17 protein-coding genes and 1 pseudogene are annotated in these 22,289 nt (G+C 71.2%); 4 read left to right on the plus strand and 14 right to left on the minus strand.

Annotation, left to right across the window (positions count from 1 at the left end; translation table 11 throughout):
• Nucleotides 1-6: 6 nt before the first annotated feature.
• The gene (gene tkt / locus IPT68_RS31185; RefSeq protein WP_189698108.1) at nt 7-2,091 is read right to left on the minus strand and encodes a transketolase; all 2,085 of its coding nucleotides are present in this window, start codon (nt 2,089-2,091) and stop codon (nt 7-9) included.
• A gap of 160 nt (nt 2,092-2,251) precedes the next feature.
• Here tkt and IPT68_RS31190 point away from each other — a divergent pair, with 160 nt between their 5' ends.
• Nucleotides 2,252-3,154 (plus strand): helix-turn-helix domain-containing protein, encoded by a 903-nt coding sequence (locus IPT68_RS31190; protein ID WP_189698107.1) that lies wholly within the window; start codon nt 2,252-2,254, stop codon nt 3,152-3,154.
• 18 nt (nt 3,155-3,172) lie between these two features.
• Here IPT68_RS31190 and IPT68_RS31195 read toward each other — a convergent pair whose 3' ends face one another.
• Genes IPT68_RS31195 through IPT68_RS31215 form a run of 5 tightly spaced genes read right to left on the minus strand, consistent with a single transcriptional unit; the run spans nt 3,173 to nt 8,624 of the window.
• Nucleotides 3,173-4,126: an SCO2521 family protein gene (locus tag IPT68_RS31195; RefSeq protein WP_189698106.1), complete on the minus strand. Its 954-nt coding sequence runs from the start codon at nt 4,124-4,126 to the stop codon at nt 3,173-3,175.
• Nucleotides 4,123-5,133, minus strand: a complete 1,011-nt coding sequence (locus IPT68_RS31200; protein ID WP_189698105.1) for an SCO2522 family protein — start codon at nt 5,131-5,133, stop codon at nt 4,123-4,125. Before IPT68_RS31200 ends, IPT68_RS31195 begins: the two co-directional genes overlap by 4 nt.
• Complete coding sequence (locus tag IPT68_RS31205) at nt 5,130-6,047, minus strand: SCO2523 family variant P-loop protein (RefSeq protein ID WP_189698104.1); 918 nt, start codon at nt 6,045-6,047, stop codon at nt 5,130-5,132. The genes IPT68_RS31200 and IPT68_RS31205 overlap by 4 nt, the downstream gene beginning before the upstream one ends.
• 4 nt (nt 6,048-6,051) lie before the next feature.
• Nucleotides 6,052-7,872: an SCO2524 family protein gene (locus IPT68_RS31210; RefSeq protein ID WP_189698103.1), complete on the minus strand. Its 1,821-nt coding sequence runs from the start codon at nt 7,870-7,872 to the stop codon at nt 6,052-6,054.
• Between the two features lie 23 nt (nt 7,873-7,895).
• Nucleotides 7,896-8,624: an SCO2525 family SAM-dependent methyltransferase gene (locus IPT68_RS31215; RefSeq protein ID WP_189698102.1), complete on the minus strand. Its 729-nt coding sequence runs from the start codon at nt 8,622-8,624 to the stop codon at nt 7,896-7,898.
• A gap of 165 nt (nt 8,625-8,789) precedes the next feature.
• Here IPT68_RS31215 and IPT68_RS31220 point away from each other — a divergent pair, with 165 nt between their 5' ends.
• Together IPT68_RS31220 and IPT68_RS31225 are read left to right on the plus strand one after the other, a co-directional pair.
• Complete coding sequence (locus IPT68_RS31220; protein ID WP_189698101.1) at nt 8,790-9,212, plus strand: GNAT family N-acetyltransferase; 423 nt, start codon at nt 8,790-8,792, stop codon at nt 9,210-9,212.
• Between the two features lie 118 nt (nt 9,213-9,330).
• Nucleotides 9,331-10,026: a hypothetical protein gene (locus IPT68_RS31225; protein WP_189698100.1), complete on the plus strand. Its 696-nt coding sequence runs from the start codon at nt 9,331-9,333 to the stop codon at nt 10,024-10,026.
• 86 nt (nt 10,027-10,112) lie between these two features.
• On the opposite strand, the gene IPT68_RS31230 is transcribed toward IPT68_RS31225, so the two are convergent.
• Together IPT68_RS31230 and IPT68_RS31235 are read right to left on the minus strand one after the other, a co-directional pair.
• A complete protein-coding gene (locus IPT68_RS31230) occupies nt 10,113-11,510 on the minus strand; it encodes a glycoside hydrolase family 16 protein (RefSeq protein WP_189698099.1) in 1,398 nt (465 codons plus the stop codon).
• 291 nt (nt 11,511-11,801) lie between these two features.
• Nucleotides 11,802-12,223, minus strand: a pseudogene (locus IPT68_RS31235) (MMPL family transporter); the annotation flags it as partial.
• A gap of 282 nt (nt 12,224-12,505) precedes the next feature.
• Here IPT68_RS31235 and ltaE point away from each other — a divergent pair.
• Nucleotides 12,506-13,651, plus strand: coding sequence for a low-specificity L-threonine aldolase (gene ltaE, locus IPT68_RS31240; RefSeq protein WP_189698098.1), 1,146 nt, complete (start codon nt 12,506-12,508; stop codon nt 13,649-13,651).
• Between the two features lie 158 nt (nt 13,652-13,809).
• Here the strand turns inward: ltaE and IPT68_RS34875 are convergent, their stop codons facing one another.
• The 6 genes from IPT68_RS34875 to IPT68_RS31270 all read right to left on the minus strand — a co-directional run bounded on the left by IPT68_RS34875 (nt 13,810) and on the right by IPT68_RS31270 (nt 22,279).
• Nucleotides 13,810-13,977, minus strand: coding sequence for a hypothetical protein (locus tag IPT68_RS34875; protein ID WP_189698097.1), 168 nt, complete (start codon nt 13,975-13,977; stop codon nt 13,810-13,812).
• A gap of 412 nt (nt 13,978-14,389) precedes the next feature.
• A complete protein-coding gene (locus IPT68_RS31250; RefSeq protein ID WP_189698096.1) occupies nt 14,390-16,231 on the minus strand; it encodes a LamG-like jellyroll fold domain-containing protein in 1,842 nt (613 codons plus the stop codon).
• Nucleotides 16,232-16,264: 33 nt separating this feature from the next.
• Complete coding sequence (locus tag IPT68_RS31255) at nt 16,265-19,177, minus strand: glycoside hydrolase family 2 TIM barrel-domain containing protein (protein ID WP_189698095.1); 2,913 nt, start codon at nt 19,175-19,177, stop codon at nt 16,265-16,267.
• Nucleotides 19,174-20,016, minus strand: a complete 843-nt coding sequence (locus IPT68_RS31260; protein ID WP_189698094.1) for a carbohydrate ABC transporter permease — start codon at nt 20,014-20,016, stop codon at nt 19,174-19,176. The genes IPT68_RS31255 and IPT68_RS31260 overlap by 4 nt, the downstream gene beginning before the upstream one ends.
• A 14-nt stretch (nt 20,017-20,030) precedes the next feature.
• On the minus strand, nt 20,031-20,993 hold the full coding sequence (locus IPT68_RS31265; protein ID WP_189698093.1) for a carbohydrate ABC transporter permease: 963 nt from the start codon (nt 20,991-20,993) through the stop codon (nt 20,031-20,033).
• The gene (locus IPT68_RS31270; RefSeq protein WP_189698092.1) at nt 20,993-22,279 is read right to left on the minus strand and encodes an ABC transporter substrate-binding protein; all 1,287 of its coding nucleotides are present in this window, start codon (nt 22,277-22,279) and stop codon (nt 20,993-20,995) included. The genes IPT68_RS31265 and IPT68_RS31270 overlap by 1 nt, the downstream gene beginning before the upstream one ends.
• Nucleotides 22,280-22,289: the final 10 nt, after the last annotated feature.

Raw genomic sequence — 22,289 nt, forward strand, 5'->3', positions numbered from 1 at the left:
ATCGGATCAACCACGCGCGGCAGCCAGTGATTCCCGGGCTGCGGCGACGACGTTTTCGGCGGTGAGGCCGAACTCGGCGAACAGGGTCTTCGCGTCGGCGGAGGCGCCGAAGTGTTCGAGGGAGACGATGCGTCCTGCGTCACCTACGAAGCGGTACCACGTCAGCCCCACCCCCGCCTCGACAGCGACACGCGCCTTCACGGACGGCGGAAGCACCCGCTCGCGGTACTCCCGCGGCTGCTCCTCGAACCACTCCACGGACGGCATCGACACCACCCGGGTCGGCACACCGGCCTCCTGGAGGCGCTCTCGCGCCTCGACGGCCAGCTGCACCTCGGATCCGGTGGCGACGAGGAGGACCTGGGGCGTGCCGCCCTCGGCCTCGAACAGCACGTAACCGCCGCGCGCCGCGTCCTCGTTCGGCTCGTAGGTCGGTACGCCCTGCCGGGTGAGGGCGAGGCCGTGCGGCGCGGGGTTCGTGGTGTGCCGCCGGAGTATCTCGGCCCAGGCGACGGCCGTCTCGTTGGCGTCGGCCGGACGGACGACGTTCAGCCCCGGGATGGCGCGCAGGGCGGCGAGGTGCTCGACGGGCTGGTGGGTCGGCCCGTCCTCGCCGAGGCCGATGGAGTCGTGCGTCCAGACGTACGTCACCGGCAGCTGCATCAGCGCGGACATGCGCACGGCGTTGCGCATGTAGTCGGAGAAGACCAGGAACGTGCCGCCGTAGACGCGGGTGTTGCCGTGCAGGGCGATGCCGTTCATCTCCGCGGCCATCGAGAACTCGCGGATGCCGAAGTGCACCGTGCGGCCGTACGGGTCGGCCTCCGGCAGCGGATTGCCCCGGGGCAGGAAGGACGAGGTCTTGTCGATGGTCGTGTTGTTCGACCCGGCCAGGTCGGCGGAGCCGCCCCACAGCTCGGGGATCACCGGGCCGAGCGCCTGCAGCACCTTGCCGGACGCGGCCCGGGTGGCGACCGCCTTGCCCGCCTCGAAGACCGGCAGCTTCTCCTCCCAGCCCGTGGGCAGCTCGCCCTTGCTGACGCGGTCGAACTCGGCGGCCCGCTGCGGCTCGGCGTCCCGCCAGGCGGCGATCCGCTTGTCCCACTCGGCGTGCGCCTCGGCGCCCCGGTCGAGGGCCCGGCGGGTGTGGGCGAGCACCTCGTCGGAGACCTCGAAGGTCTTCTCCGGGTCGAAGCCGAGGACGCGCTTGGTGGCCGCCACCTCGTCCTCGCCCAGCGCCGAGCCGTGGGAGGCCTCGGTGTTCTGCGCGTTCGGGGCGGGCCAGGCGATGATCGTGCGCATCGCGACGATGGAGGGGCGGCCGGTCTCGGCCTGCGCCGCCCTCAGCGCCGCGTACAGCGCGGGGACGTCGATGTCGCCGTTCGCGGCGGGCTCGATCCGCTGGGTGTGCCAGCCGTAGGCCTCGTACCGCTTCAGGACGTCCTCGGAGAAAGCGGTCGCGGTGTCGCCCTCGATGGAGATGTGGTTGTCGTCGTAGAGGAAGACGAGGTTGCCGAGCCGCTGATGGCCCGCCAGCGACGAGGCCTCGGCGGAGACGCCCTCCTGGAGGTCGCCGTCGGAGACGATCGCCCAGATGGTGTGGTCGAAGGGCGAGGTGCCCTCGGGGGCGTCCGGGTCGAACAGGCCGCGCTCGTAGCGGGCCGCCATCGCCATGCCGACGGCGTTGGCGACACCCTGCCCGAGCGGCCCGGTGGTGGTCTCGACGCCCGCGGTGTGCCCGTACTCGGGGTGACCCGGGGTCCGCGAACCGTGGGTGCGGAACGCCTTGAGGTCGTCGAGCTCCAGCTCGTACCCGGCGAGGTGGAGCTGGGTGTAGAGGGTGAGCGAGGTGTGCCCGGGGGAGAGGACGAAGCGGTCGCGGCCGGCCCACTCCGGGTCCGCCGGGTCGTGCCGCATCAGCTTCTGAAAGATCGTGTACGCGGCCGGGGCGAGGCTCATCGCGGTGCCGGGGTGGCCGTTGCCCACCCGCTGTACCGCATCGGCCGCCAGCAGGCGGGCGGTGTCGACGGCACGCCGGTCGAGGTCGGTCCACTCGAAACTGCCGGGGCCGTCGGGTGTCTGCGTGCTCATCTGCAGGAAGTCCTCTTCAAAAGGTCAATGAATCCAGCGTTTCGGCTGGTCGGACGCGTTGAACCTTAAAAGTCTGACTTTTCGTTCGGAAGGTTGGGGTGTGCCAGCCTGTGGTGAATGTGGGACACGCCCACGCGCACAGAGGTGGCACGAGAGGGACATGACGGACAGAACTATCCAAGGTGGTGGCACGGGGGACGACATCCGCACGTTCGCCTTCCCGGTGGAGCGCACCGTCTGCGGCGTCGGCATGCAGATCGGCACGATGGACCCCGGCCACGTCTGGCGCTCCGACGCTCCGCTGGACCGCATCCACCGCATCGACTTCCATGTCGTGATGGTCTTCAGTGGCGGACCCGTCCGGCACATGGTCGACTTCACCGAGTACGAGGCGAGCGCCGGCGACGTGCTGTGGATCCGCCCGGGACAGGTGCACCGCTTCGCGGCCACGAGCGAGTACCGCGGAACGGTCCTCGCCATGCAGCCCGGCTTCCTCCCCCGGGCCACGGTCGAGGCCACCGGCCTGTACCGCTACGACCTCCCGCCCCTGCTGCGCCCCGACGCCGCCCGCCTCGCGGCCCTGCGCGCCTCCCTGTCCCATCTGCGCCGCGAGTACGAGGACGCGGCGACGCTCCCGCTGAGCCTGCACACCGCGGTACTGCGCCACTCCCTCAGCGCGTTCCTGCTGCGGCTGTCGCACCTGGCGGCCGGCTCGGCGGCGGACGGGCAGCAGACGGACACCACCTTCACGCTCTTCCGGGACGCGGTCGAGCGGGACTTCGCCACCAACCACAGCGTCAGCGCCTACGCCGACGGCCTCGGCTACTCCCGCCGGACCCTGGTCCGAGCGGTCCGCGCCGCCACCGGCGACACCCCCAAGGCCTTCATCGACAAGCGTGTCGTCCTGGAGGCCAAACGTCTCCTCGCCCACACCGACCTGCCGATCGGCCGCGTCGGCGCGTCGGTCGGCTTCCCGGACGCGGCGAACTTCTCCAAGTTCTTCCACCAGCACACCGACATGACGCCGGCGGCGTTCCGGGCGGAGCTGCGCCGGGTTCCCTGACTAGAGGGTCCTGGCGTGTCACGCGCTGCCCGCGTGCAGGTCGAGGGTGCGCAGGGCCAGATGGTCGCGGATCCGCTGGACGCACGTCTGCCACTGGCGGGTGAAGCCCGGGCGGGCTTCCAGGTGGGTCCACACCTCGTCGAGGCCCGGTGCGACGTCGACCGCCGGCAGCCACAGGTGCAGCAACTGGTCGACGACGGTGCGCAGGTCGCCCGGCGCCGCGGCGGGACCGTGGCCGGAGCAGGCGCGGTCGACCACGGGCGTAACGGTGCTCAGGAGCCAGTCGTGCAGGGCCACGTCCTCGCACAGGGCGGTCAGTTGTTCCGGTGTGGCCGTGGCCGTCGCGGCGAAGCCCAGCCGCAAGGTCCGCACTTCCTGGTCGAGGAGGGTGAACGCGCCGCGGAAGCCGTCGCCGCCCAGCACCGAGGCCCAGCGCAGCCGGGTGCGCCGGGCCCGCAACGGGGCCCGCCGATCGAGCAACGGAGCCGACCGGAGCCGACCGAGCAGTGCCTCGCTCACCGCTCCGGGGTCCAGGTCTGCGGGATCACGAGCGGTCAGGAAGCGGGTCGCGACCTCCGCCGCAGTACCCCGGCCGCTCAGCTCGACGACACCCGGCCGGCCCAGGTAGTGGCCCCAGGGCAGCCTGCGGTCGCCCCCCGTGGTCAGCACGGCACGCGTCGAGCCCTGGACGACCCGGCCGTCCACCACGCCCACCCGGGTCACCAGAGTGCCGACTCCCCGTACGCGGGCACCGGACCCGGTGGTCATCGGGCAGTCGACGCCGTGCAGGACGTCCGCGGACACCGCCCGCCGGACGGGCCGCTCCCGCGCCCGGACGCGTTCCCCGGGCACGAGGTCCAGCAGCGTCGTGACCGCCGGGGGTGGCAGCGGCCGTACGTTCATGAGCAGCCCGGTGCGGATCTCGCCGACCACGACGAGCGGTTCCCCCCGCTCCCCGGCCGGCCCCGTCACGTGCCGCCCCCTCGGGTGCCGGTCGTGGTGAAGGCGTACAGAACCCGTTCGCTCACAGCACTCGGCAGTTGCAGACCTTCGGCCGCGCTGCGTTCGGCGACCTGCCGCATCGCGGCCGGGTCCGCCGCGGTGTGGTCGAGGATCACGCGCACGGCGTGCTCGACCGGCAGGAAGCGGCTGTCCAGGACGGAGAAGGTGCGGTACGCGCAGAACGGCGCGGCCTGCGGGTTCAGCCGTACCAGCGGACTCAGGTCCCGCCAGTCGTGGGGGAACTCCTCCTCGGCCCAGGGCTGTGCCGTCAGGACGACCTCACCCCGGTTCCGCAGCAGCCCCAGTCGCAGCATCTGCCACACGGCGGCCAGGAACGGACACGACCACAGGCGCGTGCCCGCCTTGTCCTCGGACCACAACTGGGCGTCGAGGAACACGGAGTGGCGGCGTGCGCCCAGTTCCACCGGCGGTTGCCAGACGGGCGCCGACATGGCCTCCGGGGTGACGTCGGACGGCGAGCGTTCGCCGTTGCACAGCCATCCGGACTCCTCGGCGGGCGGCCGGGCTCCGTTGCTGCCGACAGGCGGCTCCGGAACCAGCCGGGCGAGCAGCAGCGCGGCGGTCTCCACGCCCGCCGCCGAGGCACATCCCGATTCGCGCGCCAGGTAGTCGATGCGCAGACCGGCCAGGTCGGCGGCCCGCATCACCATCGGGATCACCTCGGCGGGGGAGGAGAACGGGGTGAAGTAGTCGTCGATGAGGAAACAGGTGCTGACCCGCCGCTTCGGCCCGGCGAGCGTGCGGGCCGTCGCGGCCCAGGGCGCGACCTGGGCGAAGTGCGCGCGCAGCCGCTCAGGACCCTCCGCGAAGTCCTCCATGTAGAGGTGCCCCAGCTCCACGGACAGGTGGGAGTAGGGGACCGCCCGGGTGCGGTGGTCGGCCGACGACTCGCGGAACGCCCATTCGGCCCGTTCTGAGCCGCGCGGGGCGTCGGCGTCCGTGTCGCTCGGGGTCACAGGGTCTGCCACCTCTCGTCGTCCGTCAGGGCGTCCGCCAGGTCCCGGAACGCCTGGACCGTGTCCGCGTTGGCGATCGGCGGCATCAGGACGTCCTCGTCGGTGATGAGCTGTTCGCTCCACTGCAGGACGGGGTCGAGCGGCACGGTCCCCAGGGTCGCCGTTCGGCCCAGTCCGAGCCGGCCCGAGCGGCGGGTGAGTTCGGCGTCGACGGACCGCAGCCACTCCGCCTGCTCGGCCCGCAGCCCGGCCGCGGACGAGGCGTCGCTGCCGGGCACAGCGGCCCGCACGTACCGGATCCGCCGCACCAGATCCTCCGTGTCATGGCCCCAGTGGGCGCCGATCTGGAGGATTCCGCGCTCCTGCCCCACCAGGGCCGCCGTCGCCTCGATGTGCTGGCGGGTCCACCGGTGGAAGACCAGCCACCGCGTGACGACATCCCGGAACTCCGGCCGCGCCGTGGTCCGCAACGCGATGTCGATGGCGTACGAGCGGCCGGCGCTGAGGTCGACGATGGTCACGGCGAACTCCTGCTCCATCGCCAGCAGCAGTGCGGCGCAGCGCCGCGTCATGGCCTCGTCGGCCGGGAACTCCCCGCCGCCCGGATCACCCGGCACGAGGCACAGCCGTCCGGCACCCGCGAGCGAACGGCGCAGCACCTCGCGTTCGGACAGCAGCCACACATCCAGCCGGGCCGGTTCGGCGACCTGGCCGCGGAGGCAGGAGTGCACGCCCCCGTCCGCCGCCCTGCGCACGGCCGAACCCAGCTCGAACACGGTCGCGGCGGTGGGCGAGCCGAAGTCGAAGTCGACGTAGGCGACGTCGTCACCGCCGAGGGCACGCCGGTAGGCGATGTTGGCGCAGGTGACCGAGCGGCCAGTACCGCCCTTGTCCGACGTTGCGAAGACGATCACGGCGTCAGCCTCCCTTCGAGGCCTGGGTCCTCGCGAGCGCGAGGCCGTCGAGCTCCCGCAGCGCCTCGGAGGCGAGCGCGACCGCGACACCGGGACGGGAGTCGACGACGTCGCGGGCCCGCCGCAGGGTCGCCTCGATGCGTACCAGGACCGTCGCGGCCGGGCTGCCGGCGACGGGTCGGCTCATCAGCTCCTGGGCGAAGAGGTGTTCCGCCTCGCGCAGCAGTTCGCCCGCGGTCTCGAACAGCGGCACGCTGCGCGTCGGCGCGGAGCTCACCGTGGTCGCCGCGACCACCAGGACCTCCACGACCCGTTCCGTCAGGTGCCAGGAAGGGGCGGCGGGGCTTGGCACGGGCAGGGCGTACACGGCGTCCGGGGCGTCCCACAGCCCTGCCGCCGGCCCTCTGGTCAGACGGCGGCGCCACAGGTGGTCCGTCAGCTCGTCCGCCAGCGACAGCAGCCGGTCGCGCTGCCGCAGGTCCTGGGTGAGACCGGCGACCTGGAGCATCCGCTTGAGGAGCATCGGGGCGTAGTCCGACACCAGCAATCCCAGAACCGGCCCGTGGCGCTCGCTGCCCGGGAGGGGCAGCAGCTCTCCCGGGTCGTGCAGTTCCACGGTGCGCCCGCGCGCCGACGGCCGCCGGGTGATGCCACCGCGCGCGGCCAGCTCCTGAAGCACGTCGGCCATCGGTGTCAGGTCGTCGACGGGCGCGCCGTCGTCCACGCCGTGCTGGCGCATCAGGTTGTGCACCACGATCGAGGCGACCTGGAGCGTGGCGTAGTCGGACTCCTCGGTCTCCGAAGTGCGCCACGGCATGTCCTCCAAGGGCCAACGGGCGCCGCCGAACCGGGCGAGCGTGGTCCAGTAGCTCTGCGTGAGCTCCCAGCGCAGGCGAAGCGCGTGGGCGAGCGCCTGCTGCTCCGGGCTGAGCAGGCCCAGCAGGAGGGTCTGCCGGGAGAAGAAGTCCACGATGCCGTCCATCGCGGCAACGGTGAAGTGCAGGGACGGCACAGGATCGGCAACACGCAGCGGATGGTCGTCGCCGGCCCGCACCGGCCCCCATGCCCAGCCGCACTGGAACAGCAGCGCCTCGTCCCCGAGCAGGGGAGCGCCGGACGAGCCGAGCGGCAGACCTCTCAATCCGGCCCGGATCGGTTGCAGTTCGGCTCTGAGGCGGTCGGCGAGGAGGCCACGGGACTGACGGCTCTGGTCGAGTGTCCGCAGCAGGGTGTTGCCCATCGCGGAGTCCTCCGGGAAGACGTCCACGGCGAAGCTCTCCAGCAACCCTCGCATGGCATGCGTCAGCCTGCGGTCGAGAGCTTCCTCCGTCGTCCTGAGCGCGGTGCCGAGTTCCGCGCCGCGCACGTGCTTGGCGAAGCTCTTGACGAAGGCGAGGGCGGCGAGGGACAGCGTCACCGACATCGAGTACGCCTCGACCGTCTCCAGCCGGGTCTGTTCCGGCGACGGCTCGGCCCCGGGGTCCAGTGCCCGCAGCCGGCCGCCGGGCGGGAACACCGGGAGGCCGTCGTCGCGGGAGTAGGTCTCCAGGAAACCGTCGATGATCCCGGCCAGGCCCCTGGGCACCCCGGCCCAGTCACCCAGTGGGGACAGCGCCTCCTGGACGTCCCGCTCCGTGGCGTCGGGCACGGAGAACCCGAGGCCGGAGATCTTGAATGCGGGATACAACAGGCAGACCAGCTGCTCCGCGTCGCTGATCGAGTTGCTGCCGCCACGGCCGGGATTGACCCAGCCGCTGTCGCCGAGGGAACACCTCAGCAGCGAACTCCAGATGTCGAGCAACCTCCGGCGAGGCTGGATCATCATGCGCCAAAGCCCTCCGTCCAGCGCTACTTGACGTGACCGTGGACCAGGATCATGCCGCTGTAGCCGTCCCTGAGCGGCTGGGCGCCGACGTCGACGCGATGGAACTCCAGGCCGTTTCCCAGCCCTGACATTTCCTCCCGTACGTCCGTCACGTCGATCCGCAGGGCCGGAAAGGGACGGCCCCCGACCTCGTAGCCGCTGGAGTTCTCCATGAAGGTCATGGCGAACGGCGCCCCCGGCCTGAGCAGGGCGCAGAACTTCCCGATGGCCGCGGTGAATTCCTCATGGAAGCTGGTGATCGACTCGGCGACGAAAAACATGGTGCCCAGATCCCACTTCTGCTCCGGGTCGGGATCGAGAATGTCCCATTTTCGGACGGTGGTAATGCGATGCAGCCGCTCGCGGGGACGTGCGACCGTTCGGTAAATTTCCTGCTCGCTCAGAACCTGCCAGAAGCTGTCCCAGTTCTTGGAATAGTGGCGCAGCTGATTCAGAAGCCAATTCCTGTTCGCGGCCGAGAATTCCAGCAGGTTTATCTCCTGGCAGAAGGGGAGCATGGCGAGCGCCGGATAGAGATTGGTTCCGGTGCCGACGTCGACACCGCGGGTCTCCGGGTCGAAGGACTGGCCGCACAGGAAGTCGCGCACGAAATTCAGGATTTTCCGGTCCTCGTCGTGCAGGTTGGCGTAATTGTGCTCCAGGTAGTCCTCCGAGTCGAATGCATCCCAGTCGTACGCAGCGTTCCCTGCCATGCGTCTCCCCGGAGCGAGCCCAGCCTGGACAGCAGAGAGTACTACCAACTCCCCTGATCTGGTGCTACTTTACGAGGATCCGTACGGCACTCTCGTGAGAAGGATCAAGCTTTGCCCTCAGGTACCTCAACCGGCGGGCAAGATCGGTTCCGGACCCCCGGGGAAGTGGATCTTCCCGACCTGTACCGGCTCGACCACGAAGCATTCGGAGAAGACGAGGCGTATCCCGACTTCTTTCTCAGGCAACTGTTCGACGTTCACCGCCGTGATTTCCTTCTGCTGGAGCGGGACGGTGTGTTGTGTGGATATGCGCTGGCTGTGCAAGCGTCCGGTGAGGAGTACGCCTGGCTGCTCGCTCTCGGCGTCCTTCCCGAATTCCAGCGGCAGGGCTGTGGATGGGCACTGCTGGACGCGGCTGTGCGCCATGCCAGAGTTGCCGGGGCGCGCCGTATGCATCTCGTGGTGCGTCCGGACAACGACTCCGCGCACCGTCTTTACCACACATACGGATTCCGGGACGGCGAGTTCCGGAAGGACTACTACGGGCGCGGACGCGACCGCGTCTTCATGAGTTTCGTCATGGAATGACGTCATGGGGTGTGGCATTGCGGGGGGAGACGAGGCGATGTCCAGGCACGGCGGGGCGGGACGCGACGGAAGCTGGGCCAGCGGTCAGGCGCGGAGCTGGCTCATCCTGGTTCTGGGAGTGGCCACCACAGGATTCGGCGTCGCCTTCGCCGCCGCGGCGGTCGGTGACGACGGACGTATCTCACTGGCCAACCAGGAGATCTCGGGTGTGCTCACGGCCGTCGGCGGCGGCATCGTCGGTGCCGTGATCAGCATCATGGTCGCCAGGGCCTCGGACCGCGAGACCCTGCAGCACATCACGGATGTCCTGGAGGACTCGCTCACCAGCACGCTGAGGTCGGACAACACGCGACTGGCCCCGGCACGGCAGCTGTGGCACCACTACTACCTGACGAAGCTGAGGGGCCAGTACGTCTGGCGGTACGAGAAGTACCCGTTCGACCTGAGCGCCCATGTCGGATCCCTGGCGGTGGAGATCGACGTCCAGACCGACAGCGGCCGAACCCACAAGTACCTGGTCGAGGCCTTCGTGCGGCACGAGCGGCTCACCATCGTGAGCCACAAGGCCGGCGAGGAGGCCAATGTCTTCGAGGAGATCTACCCCCAGTTCGACGGTGAGCTCTCCGAGTACTTCGGCCTGGGCGTGGTCAGGACGTGGGACGCCACGAACATCGTCACCAAGGCCATCCTGAGCAGCCTTCCCCTGGTGCCGGGCGCGGAGGGCACGCTGCCGGAGCAGAACTTCCCCGAACTGGACCGGATCTGGGAGCAGGGGTTCAAGCGTCTCAACGAGGTGCTGCCGGACTGTACGTGAGCCGTGGCGCACAAGGCGTGTCGGCGGTCGGGCCGGGGGCATCCACACCCCCGGCCCGGGTTGGAACACTGCTTGCGACGGCCCGATCAGCGGCCGAAGGTGAACCAGTTGACGTTCACGAAGTCGGCCGGCTGGCCGCTGGTGAAGGTCAGGTAGACGTCGTGGGTGCCCGTCACCGAGGAGAGGTTGGCCGGGATCGTCCGCCAGGACTGCCAGCCGCCGGTGTTGCCGACGGCGAAGCTCCCGACGGGTGCGTTGCCGCGGCTGTCCAGCCGCACCTCGACCAGACCGCTCACACCCGCTCCGGCGCCGCTCGCGACCCGGGCGTTGAACTGCCTGGCCGCCGTGGAGCCGAAGTCGACGCCCCGGTAGAGCGCCCAGTCACCGTTGGCGATCGCGCCGATGTTCTGGCCGCCGCCGGTGTCGGAGGTCGCCTCGGTGATCGTGCCGGACTGCCCGTCGTACGACTCGGCCTGGATGGCGCTGTAGGCGTCCCGGTTGCCGGTCGGCGGAGGCGTGGTACCGCTCCCACCGGCCGACAGCACCTGGACGTAGTCGACGACCATCGGGTGACCCGGCACCGTGGCCGCGTCCGGTCCGCCGCCGAAGGCGTCGACGAAGCCGCCGCCCATCGCCACGTTGAGGATGATGAAGAAGCCGTGCTCCGTGGCGTTGGCCCAGGTCGTCGCGTCGACCTGGTTCTCGCGCACGGTGTGGAAGTGCGTGCTGTCGACGTAGAAGCGGATCTCCTCGACGCTGGTCGAGCGGTCCCACTCCATGCGGTACGTGTGGAAGCCGGACTGGCAGGTGGCGCCGGGGCAGGCGGTGGAGCCGCCGATGCCGGTGGTCTCGTTGCAGGGGCCGCCGGGCGAGGTGCCGCAGTGCATCGTCGCCCAGACGGTGTTGAGGCCCTGGACGTTCTCCAAGATGTCCAGCTCGCCGACGCCCGGCCAGTTCCAGTAGTTCCCGCGGAACGGGGCGCCCAGCATCCAGAAGGCCGGCCAGTAGCCGCGGGCGGCGGCGCCGGTGACGTTCGGCATCTGGATGCGTGCCTCGACGCGCAGCTTGCCGCCCGCCGGGGGCTGGAAGTCGGTGCGGTTGGTCTCGATCCGCCCCGAGGTCCAGTTGCCGGCCGCGTCGCGGCGCGGGGTGATGCGCAGGTTGCCGCTGCCGTCGAGGGAGACGTTGCTGGTGCTCGACGTCATCGTCTCGATCTCGCCGGTGCCCCAGTTGGCGGGGCCGCCCGGGTAGCCCTTCCCGGTCGCGTACTGCCAGTTGGCCGTGTTGACGCCGGAGCCGGCGGCCCCGTCGAAGTCGTCGACGAAGACCTGCGTCCAGCCCGACGGGGGCGGCGGCGCGGCAGCGGTCGCCGTCGGCGTCACGGTCGTGGCGGCGAGCGCGGCGAGGCCGAGCGTGCTCAGGACGGCGATCAGTGCCCGCCGGTGGGGCCGGCGTCTCGCGGGGGTGCCGGAGGTTTCGCTCATGGGGTGCCTCTCGGTGCGGAGTGGGGGTGCGCGGGATCCTGTGCCGGAACGCCAGCGGGGGATTTCTGAGAGCGCTCTCACACAAGGGCTGCGCGGACAATGTGCTCCCGGGCGCTCCGGTCGTCAAGAGGTGCAGTCGTGAAAGTCCCAGCAGGGCTGGGGAGTTCACTTCGTGAAGGGACGTCCGGATGCGGACCGGTGGGACATCGGCGGACACCGCTGCCGTGCCGAGGGCCGGGCGCCCGCGTGCCCGGCACCCCTGCGTTCTCGGACCCGTTCCGGCAGCCGGACGGCCCCAGGAGGCGCCTCCTCCTGCAGCCCGAACCGGTCGTGCGCCCGGCGCAGTGGCTTCGGAGCCCACCACGCGTGCCGTCCGAGCAGTGCCATCGTCGCCGGGACCAGCAGCATCCGTACGACCGCGGCGTCGCTCAGCACCGCGAGGATGAGCCCCAGCCCGACCCGCAGGACGGGCGAGAAGCCGCCTGTCATGAAGGCGCCGAAGACGACCGCGAGCAGCAGCGCGGCGCAGCTCACCACGCGGCCGGACCGCAACGGGCCGCTCACCACGGCCTCCTCGTCGTCCTCGCTCCGCCCCGGGCCTCGCGCTTCCGGGCGAGGATGAACAGCTCGTAGTCCATGGCGAGCCCGAACGCGATCGCGATGATCAGGGGCGGGGCGGTCATGCTCAGCGCGCCCAGGCCCTCGGCGCCCAACAGCCGTCACGCCCGGCGAGAGGTCGGTCGGCGTCGCCCCTCGGACTCGTCGCGAGGGCGGTGCCGCCGGATCGCCGACGGGAGCGGTGTCCGGCCTCCCCCCGGACGAGGGACGACGCCCCGGCGCCTCGGTCGCCGCAGGGAGGACAGGGGCCGGGCAGAACCGGTCGCCGACCGGGAGTGGGCGATGTCGGGGGCGCCGCCGGCACGGTGGCACACGGCGGCTCACGTTCCACCGGGGCCCCGCAGACCGGGCCGGCCCCGGCATGGCAGGGTGAGCCCATGCTCGCCAGTGATGACACCCGCGCCGTCGATCGCGCTTCTGCCGTCCCCGCCCCCGATGTCGCCGACGCCGTCGGCCCCACCGAGGTCACCCACGAGCCGCCGGGGCAGCTCATCGACCTGCGCAGTGACACCGTCACCCGGCCCGGCGAGGCGATGCGGCGGGCCATGGCCGAGGCCGAGGTGGGCGACGACGTGTTCGGCGACGATCCCACCGTCGACGCCCTGCAGGAGCGGATCGCCGCGCTGCTGGGTTTCGAAGCCGCGCTGTTCGTGTCCTCGGGGACGCAGAGCAACCTGTGCGCCCTGCTGGCGCACTGCGGCCGGGGGGACGAGTACATCGCCGGCCAGTCCGCCCACACCTACCGGTGGGAGGGCGGGGGCGCCGCCGTGCTCGGCGGCATCCAGCCGCAGCCGCTGCCGCACCGGTCGGACGGAACGCTGGACCCGGCGGACATCGCGGCGGCGGTCAAGCCGGACGACCCGCACTTCGCGCGCACCCGGCTGCTGTGCCTGGAGAACACCATCGAGGGCCGGGCCGTGTCGCTGGACTACCTGAGGACCGCCACGGGAGTGGCTCGCGACCACGGACTCGCCACGCATCTGGACGGGGCGCGCCTGTTCAACGCGGCGGTCGCCGGCGGGCGTGACCCGTACGAGCAGGCGCGTCTGATCACCGAGCACTTCGACAGCGTCTCCGTCTGCTTCAGCAAGGGTCTGGGCGCACCGGTCGGCTCGGCGCTCGTGGGATCGCGGGACTTCGTGGCACGGGCACGGCGCTGGCGGAAGGTCCTGGGCGGCGGCATGCGGCAGGCGGGCGTGCTGGCGGCCGCGGCGCTCCACGCGCTCGACCATCATGTGGCGCGGCTCGTGGACGACCACGCGCACGCCGCGCTGTTCGCCGAGGGCCTGAAGGACGTGCCGGGCCTGACGGTGGAGCCCGCCCGGACCAACATGGTCTTCGCCGAGCCGGCTCCGGGCTTCGACACCGACGAGGTCCGCGACCGGCTGGCGCGGCGCGGCCTGCTGTGCGCGGGCTACCCGGGTCGGCTGCGCTTCGTGTTCCACCTGGACGTCTCGCGCGCCGACACCGAGCGCGCGGTGCGCGTCGTGCGCGAGACCTTCGAGCAGGCGGCACCGCGCTGACCGACACGGTCGGCCCCGCGGAGGGACGGCCCGCTTCGCCCGCTCCTCGTTCCGGCCCGCCGGCCGCGAGGGACCAGCGCCCCCGCACCCCGCCGCGCCCCGCGGTGCGGAAGGATGCGGGCACCGGCGGGCGTTGACGCTCACGGGGGCGCCCGGGGTCACCAGCCCGTCTCGTTGGCGCAGATCTCCGCCTGCACCGTCAGGAACGCCCGCTGCCGCCACACCAGCGGCAGCGCGGTCCCGGCGCCGAGCACGAACCCCTGCCAGGACAGGAGTTCGGACTTCTGGCCGGGGAAGATCCACTGCAGTGAGGCCGCGAACAGCACGGTGCGGCGAGCGAGCCGTCGACGACGTACGGATGCGTCGTCCGCAGCCGGGCGAGCGCGGGCGTGATCCGGGACGGGGCGGACACGAGCGGCTCCTCGGGGCAAGGGCCGTACCAGTATCCGGCCGGTGTGGCGCCGGGACCTCACCGGTGAGAGGGATGTCGACCGGGACCCACGCACCGGCCCGAGGGGTGAGCCCCGTCCGCCGCCCGGAGGGGCGAGGTGCCGCGCGCGGTGGCCGGGGACCGGGGCCGCCACGACGCTTCCGTGGTCACGCGGCCCACCGTCCGCCCCTGTCGATCAGTTAGGAGTTGGCGGCGGGAGACGCCCTGCGGGTCGAGGTCGGCGGGCGGGACGGAGGGGTCGGCCCACTCGGGCAGCTGCTGCTCGGTCATCGGGATCCTCGAGAGGGTCAGTGGTTCATGAACTGGGAGACGGGCAGGGCGCGGTCGACGATCCGGACGTCGCCGAGCCACCCGTTGTGGATCTGGTCGATCCGGCCCCCGTACTCGTAGCCGCCGAGCAGCCAGGGCAGCCCGAGCGAGGTCAGCCCGACCGAGCGGGCGGTGGGGTTGCGCACGACGGGGCAGCCCTCGACGTACATCGTGGTGTGCCGCCCGTCGTTGACGACGGCGACGTGCCACCAGGTTTCGCGGGCCGTCTCGTGGCCCCAGTTGGTGGCGATGCCCTGCTGGTCGACCGGCCGCACGGCCCACTGCGGGCCGGGCCCGTCGGACAGTGACAGCGTGGCGAGCGGCTCGTCCGGGTCGCCCTCGGTCTTGCCCGCGGCACCGCCCGTGCCGGTCCGGCTCACCAGCCCGCCCCAGGCGTTGCGTGACGAGGTCCAGGTGCTCGGCACCTTGTAGAACGCCTCGACGGTGTAACCGCGCTCGAAGGTGGCCGAGTTGAGCGGCGCCCGGTCCACCGTCCGAAGATAGGCGCCCACCAGGGGCGACTTGTCCCCACGGAAGCGCAGGCTGCCGTGACCCGGCTGGTCCGGGTGGTGGTCGGCCGACCAGGTGAGGGTGCCGTCGCCCACCCGGACCACGGTCAGGTCGTTGCCCCGTCCGGACAGATCACGGACCGTGCCGTCCACGGCCGCGCCCTCGCCGTGCCCGTCGAAGCGCCAGTACGCGACCGTGCCCCGCACCAGTAGCTCCGGGGCCGGGCGCGCGGGCCGGGCGGGCACCGGGGCGAAGCCCGCGAAACGCCGCTCGAAGTCGATCGCCACGGAGAAACGGTCCTGCGGACCGGTCAGTTCGATCTCCTGCCGCTCCAGCTCGTTGAGCCCCTTGGCGGCCCGGCCCAGGATCCAGGGGGAGACCGTCTCCACGTCGATGGTGTTCCGGTCGAGGTCGAACCGGTAGAGGCGGATCATCGCCGCGCCGCCGTAGTAACGGTTCTGGTAGTTCGTCAGGTGCAGGTGAACGTCGTTCCCGGCGGCGTTCCGGCGGACGGCGCGGGCGGCGGGCCAGTAGTGGCCGTTGAGGGTGAGGAAGATCTGGTCGTGGTCCTTGATCAGCTGGTCCCAGAGCTTCTGCCCGTACGAGGACAGCGCGTCGTCTCCGTACACCAGTTCGTGCGTGGTGAGGATGACGGGCGCCTTCGGGTGCCGGGCGATGACCTCCTTCGCCCAGGCGAATCCTTTCGCCGACAGCCTCCAGTCCAGGGACATCACCAGCCACTGGCGCCCGGCCGCCTCGAAGAGGTGGAAGGTGTTGTAGCCGTCGGGCGAGGCACCGCCGAAGGAGTCCTTGCCCTCGAAGCGCTTTGGCCCGAAGGCGTCCAGGAACGGGGTCGGGCCGCGCTGGTCGTCCGTGGACGAGCGGACGTCGTGGTTGCCGGCCGGCACGCTGTAGCCGACGCCGTGCGCGTCGAGGATCCGGAAGGCCCTGCTCGCCGCCTCGACCTCGGCCGCGGTGCCGTTCTCCGTGAGGTCGCCCAGGTGGGACAGGAAGACGATGTTCTCCTCCCGGCCCTGCTCCAGCAGGTAGCGCAGTGAGGCCTCGATCGGCTTCGGGTCGATGCTGGGCCCGTCGAACAGGTACTGCGTGTCCGGCATCACGACGAACGTGAAGCGACTGCTCTGCGGATCCGGTCGCCGGCCACCCTGCCCGGCCGCTTCGGCGGCGGCCGGGAGCGCGACCCCGGCGGTGGCGGCGGCGCCGATCAGCGCGGTGGCCCGCAGGAAGTTGCGTCTGCCGGCGTCGGCCTGCGGGGCCTCGCCCAGGTCGTGGTCATGCGAAGTGCACACGGGAGCTCCGTTGAAAGGGGAACGAGAAGGGGCTCAGAGAACGCGCAGGACCCAGCCCCAGCGGTGGGTGCCGGTCGGGACGAGGTACGCCGGTGAGGTGTCGGGCCCGCAGGAGGCGGTGCCCAGGCCGCGGTGGGCGGCGTCGATGTGCACGACGCAGCCGGCGCGCGGGCGAAGTTCGTCGTGGTGGGCGGCCGCGGCGAGGTCGGCGGCCCGGTAACGGTTGACGGAGATCTGGCTGGGCCGCGCGAGCTCCACCGCGAGACCGGTGGCGTCCGGCGCGGACAGGGTGAAGTGCCGTACGCCGTGCCGGCCACCGCTCTCCTGTGGCCGCAGATAGGGGGTGAACAACTCGTCCACGGGGAGGGAGTGATGGCCGACGGGCGCGCCCGTGCTGCGGTCCGGGTACGACTCCCAGGGGCCCTGCCCGAACCACTCCAGCAGGGTCGGGCCGGCCACCGTCTCGAACACCGACCCGACCCGGGCCACGTCGTTCAGCGTCTCGGGCAGCTCCGCCGACTCCTCGACGCGGATCCCGCCCTCGACGGCCGTGAACACCTGCTCGTGCCGGACGACCCCGGCCGCGCAGACGTACTCGGCGAGCACGCCGACGCTCGACCCGGCCCGGCGTACGGCGACCAGCTCGCGGACGGGTGCGTCGAGCCCCCAGTCGCGCCAGCGGCCGGCCATGCCGCCCAGCTCGTCGTTGTCGGTGGGCGCCCGCCACAGCGACAGCGTGGGGGCGGCGACGAGCAGGGGGTGGACCAGCAGTCCGTCCGCGTCGACCTCGACGGTCCGGTCGGCCACCGGGAGGGTCCGCTGCACGGGAGTCGCCCGGAGCCGCACCTGCGGCAGGCACACGACCGTGCCGGCCGGCGCCCACGGCTCGTCCCGCGCGGTCGTCACCCTCAGCGTCAGCCAGGCCTCGCCCCCGCCCTCCGGCAGCTCGAACGGCAGCGGGACCGCCGCCGTCTCGCCCGGCCGCAGATCCGGCAGCTCGGCCGGGGCGGTCAGCGTCCGGCCGTCCGCGAGGGACAGCCGCCATTCGCCGGTCAGCCAGTCCAGGCCCCGGAAGTGCTGGTGGTTGCCGATGACCACGCCCTCGTGCCTCAGGCACTGAAGCCGCACCGGCGCCGCGATCTCCCGGTGCTCGTACAGCACCGGCTTGGGCGTCCGGTCCGGGAGGACGACACCGTCGGCGATGAAGGCGCCGTCGTGGGGCACCTCGCCGAAGTCGCCGCCGTACGCCCAGCGGTGGCCGGGCGCGGCGACGCCCCGTTCGTACAGCCCGGCGCCCGCGCGCCCGGCCGGTCTTCCGTCGCTCACGCGCTGGAGAATGCCGTGGTCCCAGAACTCCCAGATGAAGCCGCCCTGAAGACCCGGGGTGGCCTCGATGGCGGCCCAGTGGTCGGCCAGCGTGCCGTTGCTGTTGCCCATGGCGTGCGAGTACTCGCACTGGATGAGCGGTTTGGTCTGCTTCCCGGACAGCGCGTGCGCCACGCACTCCTCGATCGGCGCGTACATCGGGCAGGCGATGTCGGAGGCCACGTCCGGATCCGCCCAGCCCCGCTTGGCCGCCCCCTCGTACTGCACCGGCCGCGTCGGATCGTGCCGGCGCACCCAGCCCGCCGCCGCGTCGTGGTTGGCTCCGTAGTCGGACTCGTTGCCCAGCGACCAGATGATGACGGACGGGTGGTTCTTGTCGCGGAGCACCATCCGCGAGACCCGGTCCACGAAGGCGTTCAGATAGCGCGGGTCGTCGGCGATCTCGTGGGCGTGGTCGTGCGACTCGATGTCCGCCTCGTCGACGACGTAGAAGCCCAGCTCGTCGGCGAGGTCGTACAGCGCGGGGTCGTTCGGGTAGTGGGCGGTGCGGATCGCGTTGAAGCCGAAGCGCTTCAGCAGCACCAGGTCCGCCCGCATGTCGTCGTACGACACCGTGCGTCCCGTCAGCGGGTGGAAGTCGTGCCGGTTGACGCCTCGGATGAACACCCGCTCGCCGTTGATCAGCAGGTCCCGGCCGACGATCTCGACGTCGCGGAAGCCGACGCGGTGGTGCGAGGTGTCGGCGACCGTTCCGTCGGGGCGGTGCAGCCGGACGGTCAGCCCGTACAGCTCGGGCGTCTCGGCGGTCCAGGTGCGCACGCCGGGCACGGTGGCGCGCAGGCGGGCCTCGCCGAGGAAGCCGGAGACCCGCTCGTCCTCGGCGTTGGCCCGGTCGAACTCGGCGTCCTGCGCGAGGAACTGCCCATCGAGGTCGCCGGTGACGTACCAGCCGTCGGGCAGCGGGCCGCGTACAGCGCAGTCCACGCGCAGGTCGCCGTCGCGCCGCGCCCGCACGGTCACGTCCGCCAGGTGCAGCGGGTCCGTGGCGTACAGCAGCACCGAGCGGGTGATGCCGCCGTGCCACCACTGGTCCTGGTCCTCGATGTGCGAGGCGTCCGACCACTTCACCACGGTCAGCCGGACCCGGGCGGGGGAGCCGGGACGCACGACGTCCGTCAGCTCGAACTCGGCCGCCAGATGCGAGTCCTTGGAGATCCCCACCGGCCGCCCGTCCACCTCCACGAGCAGCACGCTCTCGGCCGCCCCCACCTGCAGCACGATCCGCCGCCCGGCCCACTCGCCCGGCACGTCCACCGCACGCTCGTACACCCCGGTGGGGTTGGCGGCGGGCACGTGCGGCGGAAACTCGGGGAACGGCATCCGCACATTGGTGTACTGCGGCAGGTCGTCCGTGTCCTGCAGCGTCCAGGCACCGGGGACGTACGACGACCCCCACGCGTCGCTCACCGCCGTCTCCGGCGACGGCAGCAGCTGGAAACGCCACTCGCCGTCCAGCACGACGGCCTGGCGACGCCGGTCGACGGCGCACATCGGCAGCCGCCCCCAGGAGGTCACCTCGGGTGCCTCCCAGGGGCGGAGCCAGGAGAAGGGAGCGGTCATCCGCGGACGGCCCCCTTGGCCAGGTCGCCGATGATCTGCCGGGCGCCGACCGCGAACACGATCAGCAGCGGGACGAGGGCGAGCAGCGCGCCGGTCATCACCATGCCGTAGTCGGTGGTGCCGTGGTTGCCGTTGAGCTGGGAGAGGGCGACCTGGAGGGTGACGTTGTCCGGGTCGGTGAGGGCGATCAGCGGCCAGGCGTAGTCGTTCCACTGGGCCATGAAGGTGAAGATGCCGAGGAAGGCCAGGCCCGGCCGGACCACCGGGAGCGCCACGTGCCAGTACTGGCGCAGGAATCCGGCGCCGTCCAGCTTGGCGGCGTCGAGCAGCTCGTCGTGGATCGCCCCCTTCATGTACTGGCGCATCCAGAAGATGCCGAAGGCGTTGGCCGCCGCCGGGACGATCAGGGCGGTCATGGAGCCGATCCAGCCGATCTTCGCCATGATCACGAACTGCGGGATGGCCGCCAGCTGCGCCGGCACCATGAAGATCGCCATCAGCAGCGCGAACAGCACCTTGCGGCCGGGGAAGTCGAACTTGGCGAAGACGAAAGCCGCCAGCGAGTCGAGGAACAGCACCAGCACCGTCACCGAGACGGCGACCAGCAGGGAGTTGAGCATCGACCCGAAGAAGTCGATGTTGTCGAAGAGATGGCGGACGTTCTCCGCGAAGTGCGAGCCGGGCAGCAGCTTCGGCGGGTAGGAGAAGATCTCGGTCGACGTGTGCGTCGACATGATCACGGCCCAGTAGAAGGGGAAGGCCGACAGCAGCAGACCGGCGACGAGGACGGCGTGCAGCGCGATGCCCCGGCGGCGGGGGCCCCTGAGGGTGGATGCCATGGTGACCGGCCTCCCTATGCTTCGCCCCGGCGCCGCACCAGGCGCCAGTTGATGATCGAGAAGAGGACGACGACGAGGAAGATCCCCCAGGCCACGGCGGCGCCGTAGCCGAAGTCGTTGTTGTCGAAGGTCTGCTGGAAGAAGTAGAGGACCATGGTCCGCCCGGCGTGGTCGGGGCCGCCGGAGAAGGTCGACTCGTTGGCCGTGGTCTGGAGCAGCACCTGGGGTTCCGCGAAGCTCTGCAGTCCGGTCACCGTCGAGACGATCAGCACGAACAGCAGCACCGGCCGCATCAGCGGCAGCGTGACGCGGAAGAAGGTCTGTACGGGACCGGCGCCGTCGATGCGCGCCGCCTCGTACAGCTCGCTCGGGACGGTCTGCAGCCCGGCGAGGAAGATGATCGCGTTGTAGCCGGTCCACTGCCAGGTCATCAGGGTGGCGACGGCGACCTTGATGCCCCACGGCGTGTTCAGCCACGCCACCTGGTCCAGGCCGACGGCCTGCAACAGGGCGTTCATGAGGCCGAAGTTCGTGGAGAAGACGGAACCGAAGACGATCGCGACCGCGACGATCGAGGTGACGTTCGGCAGGAAGTACGCGAACCGGTAGACGTTCTTGAAGCGCACCGCCGAGTTGAGCATCACGGCCGTCACCATGGCGAGGAAGATCATGGGGAACGTGGCGAGCGCCCAGATGACGATCGTGTTCCCGATCGACTGCCAGAAGTCGCTGTCGGCCAGCAGGTACCGGTACTGCGCCGCGCCCGCCCACTCCATCGGGCCCAGGCCGTCCCAGCGGTGGAACGAGAGGTACAGCGAGAAGCCGACGGGGATCAGGCCGAAGGCGAGGAAGAGGAGATAGAAGGGGGAGATCGCGGCGTACAGGTGCCAGTACCTGCGCAGGCCGCTCCGGGGCCGCGCGGCCGGCGTGTCCGCCACGGCCGCCGGGGCATCCTGCACCGCGGGGAGGGTGGCCATCAGTGGCTCACCCCCAGGTGGTCCGCGATGCGCCGGCACTTGCTCATGGCGTCACCCCACGCTTTCCCGGGGTCCTTGCCGAGGACACCGACGTTCTTGATCTCGTCCCTGATCGGCTGCCCGAGCGCGATGTCGTAGGGGCTGTTGAAGGCGACCGGGATCCTCTCGGCGGCCGGGCCGAAGACGTCCATCGTGATCTGGCCGCCGAAGAACGGGTCCGGCTCGCGCAGCTTTTTCATCCCGTACGAGGCCGGGGTGGACGGGAAGAGCCCGGCCTCGACAAAGCCCTGCGCCTGGTTGTCGGCGTCGAGCATCCAGGTGATGATCTCGAAGGCCCGCTCCGGCTCCCGGCACGCCTTGGTGATCGACAGGAACGAGCCGCCGACGTTCGAGGGACCGCCGGGGCAGTCGGCGACCCGCCAGTTGCCCTCCGTCTTCGGATACTGCAGCTTGAGGTCGCCGGCCGCCCAGGAGGCGTTCAGCTGGCTGGGCAGGTGCCCCTTCTCGGTGGCCGAGATCGAGTCGGGCGTGCCCGTCACGATGTTCGACACGATCCCGCGCCGCTTGGCCTCGACGGCCCGGTCCCAGCAGGCGCGGACGTGCTCGCCGTCGCCGATGAAGCGGCGGTCCTCGTCGACGAACCGCGTGGTGCCCTGGCCGATCGACATCTCGAAGACGCTGCTGACGTCGGTCAGGATGTACGTCCCCGGGATCCGCTTCTTCAGCCGCTCGCCCGCCGCGAAGAACTTCTCCCAGGTGTCCATCTCCCGTGAGACGTCGCCGGGTTCGGACGGCAGCCCGGCCCGTTCGTAGACGGCGGGCTGGTAGTACTGCACCACCGGCCCCACGTCGATCGGGAACCCGACGAGGCTGCCGTCCGGGGCGATGCCCTGCTGCCACTTCCAGTCCAGGTACCGGCTCTTGAGCCGGTCGGCACCGAGGGTGCGCAGGTCCACGAACTGGTCGGCGTTCGGCAGGTAGGAGGCCATGTCCTCGCCCTTGAGCCCCGCGATGTCCGGGATGTGGGCGCGGCCGGCCATCGTGGTGATCAGCTTGGACCGGTAGTAGCCGCCGATCTGCTGCGCCTCGAGGCTGACTACGTTGTCATAGCGGGCTCGGGCCTCCTTGACGACGGTGTCGCTCAGACCGCCGCTCCAGTACCACAGGACCATGTTCCGGCCGGTCGAACCGGTCGGAACGGCGCAGCCGGACGCCAGGCCGCCGAGCGCCGTGGCGGCCGTACCGGCCAGGCCCGCGCGCAGCAGGCCTCTTCGTGAGAGCCGCACAGCTCCCACC

It is taken from the genome of Streptomyces chromofuscus, from assembly GCF_015160875.1.
GTDB classification, from domain to species: Bacteria; Actinomycetota; Actinomycetes; order Streptomycetales; family Streptomycetaceae; genus Streptomyces; species Streptomyces chromofuscus.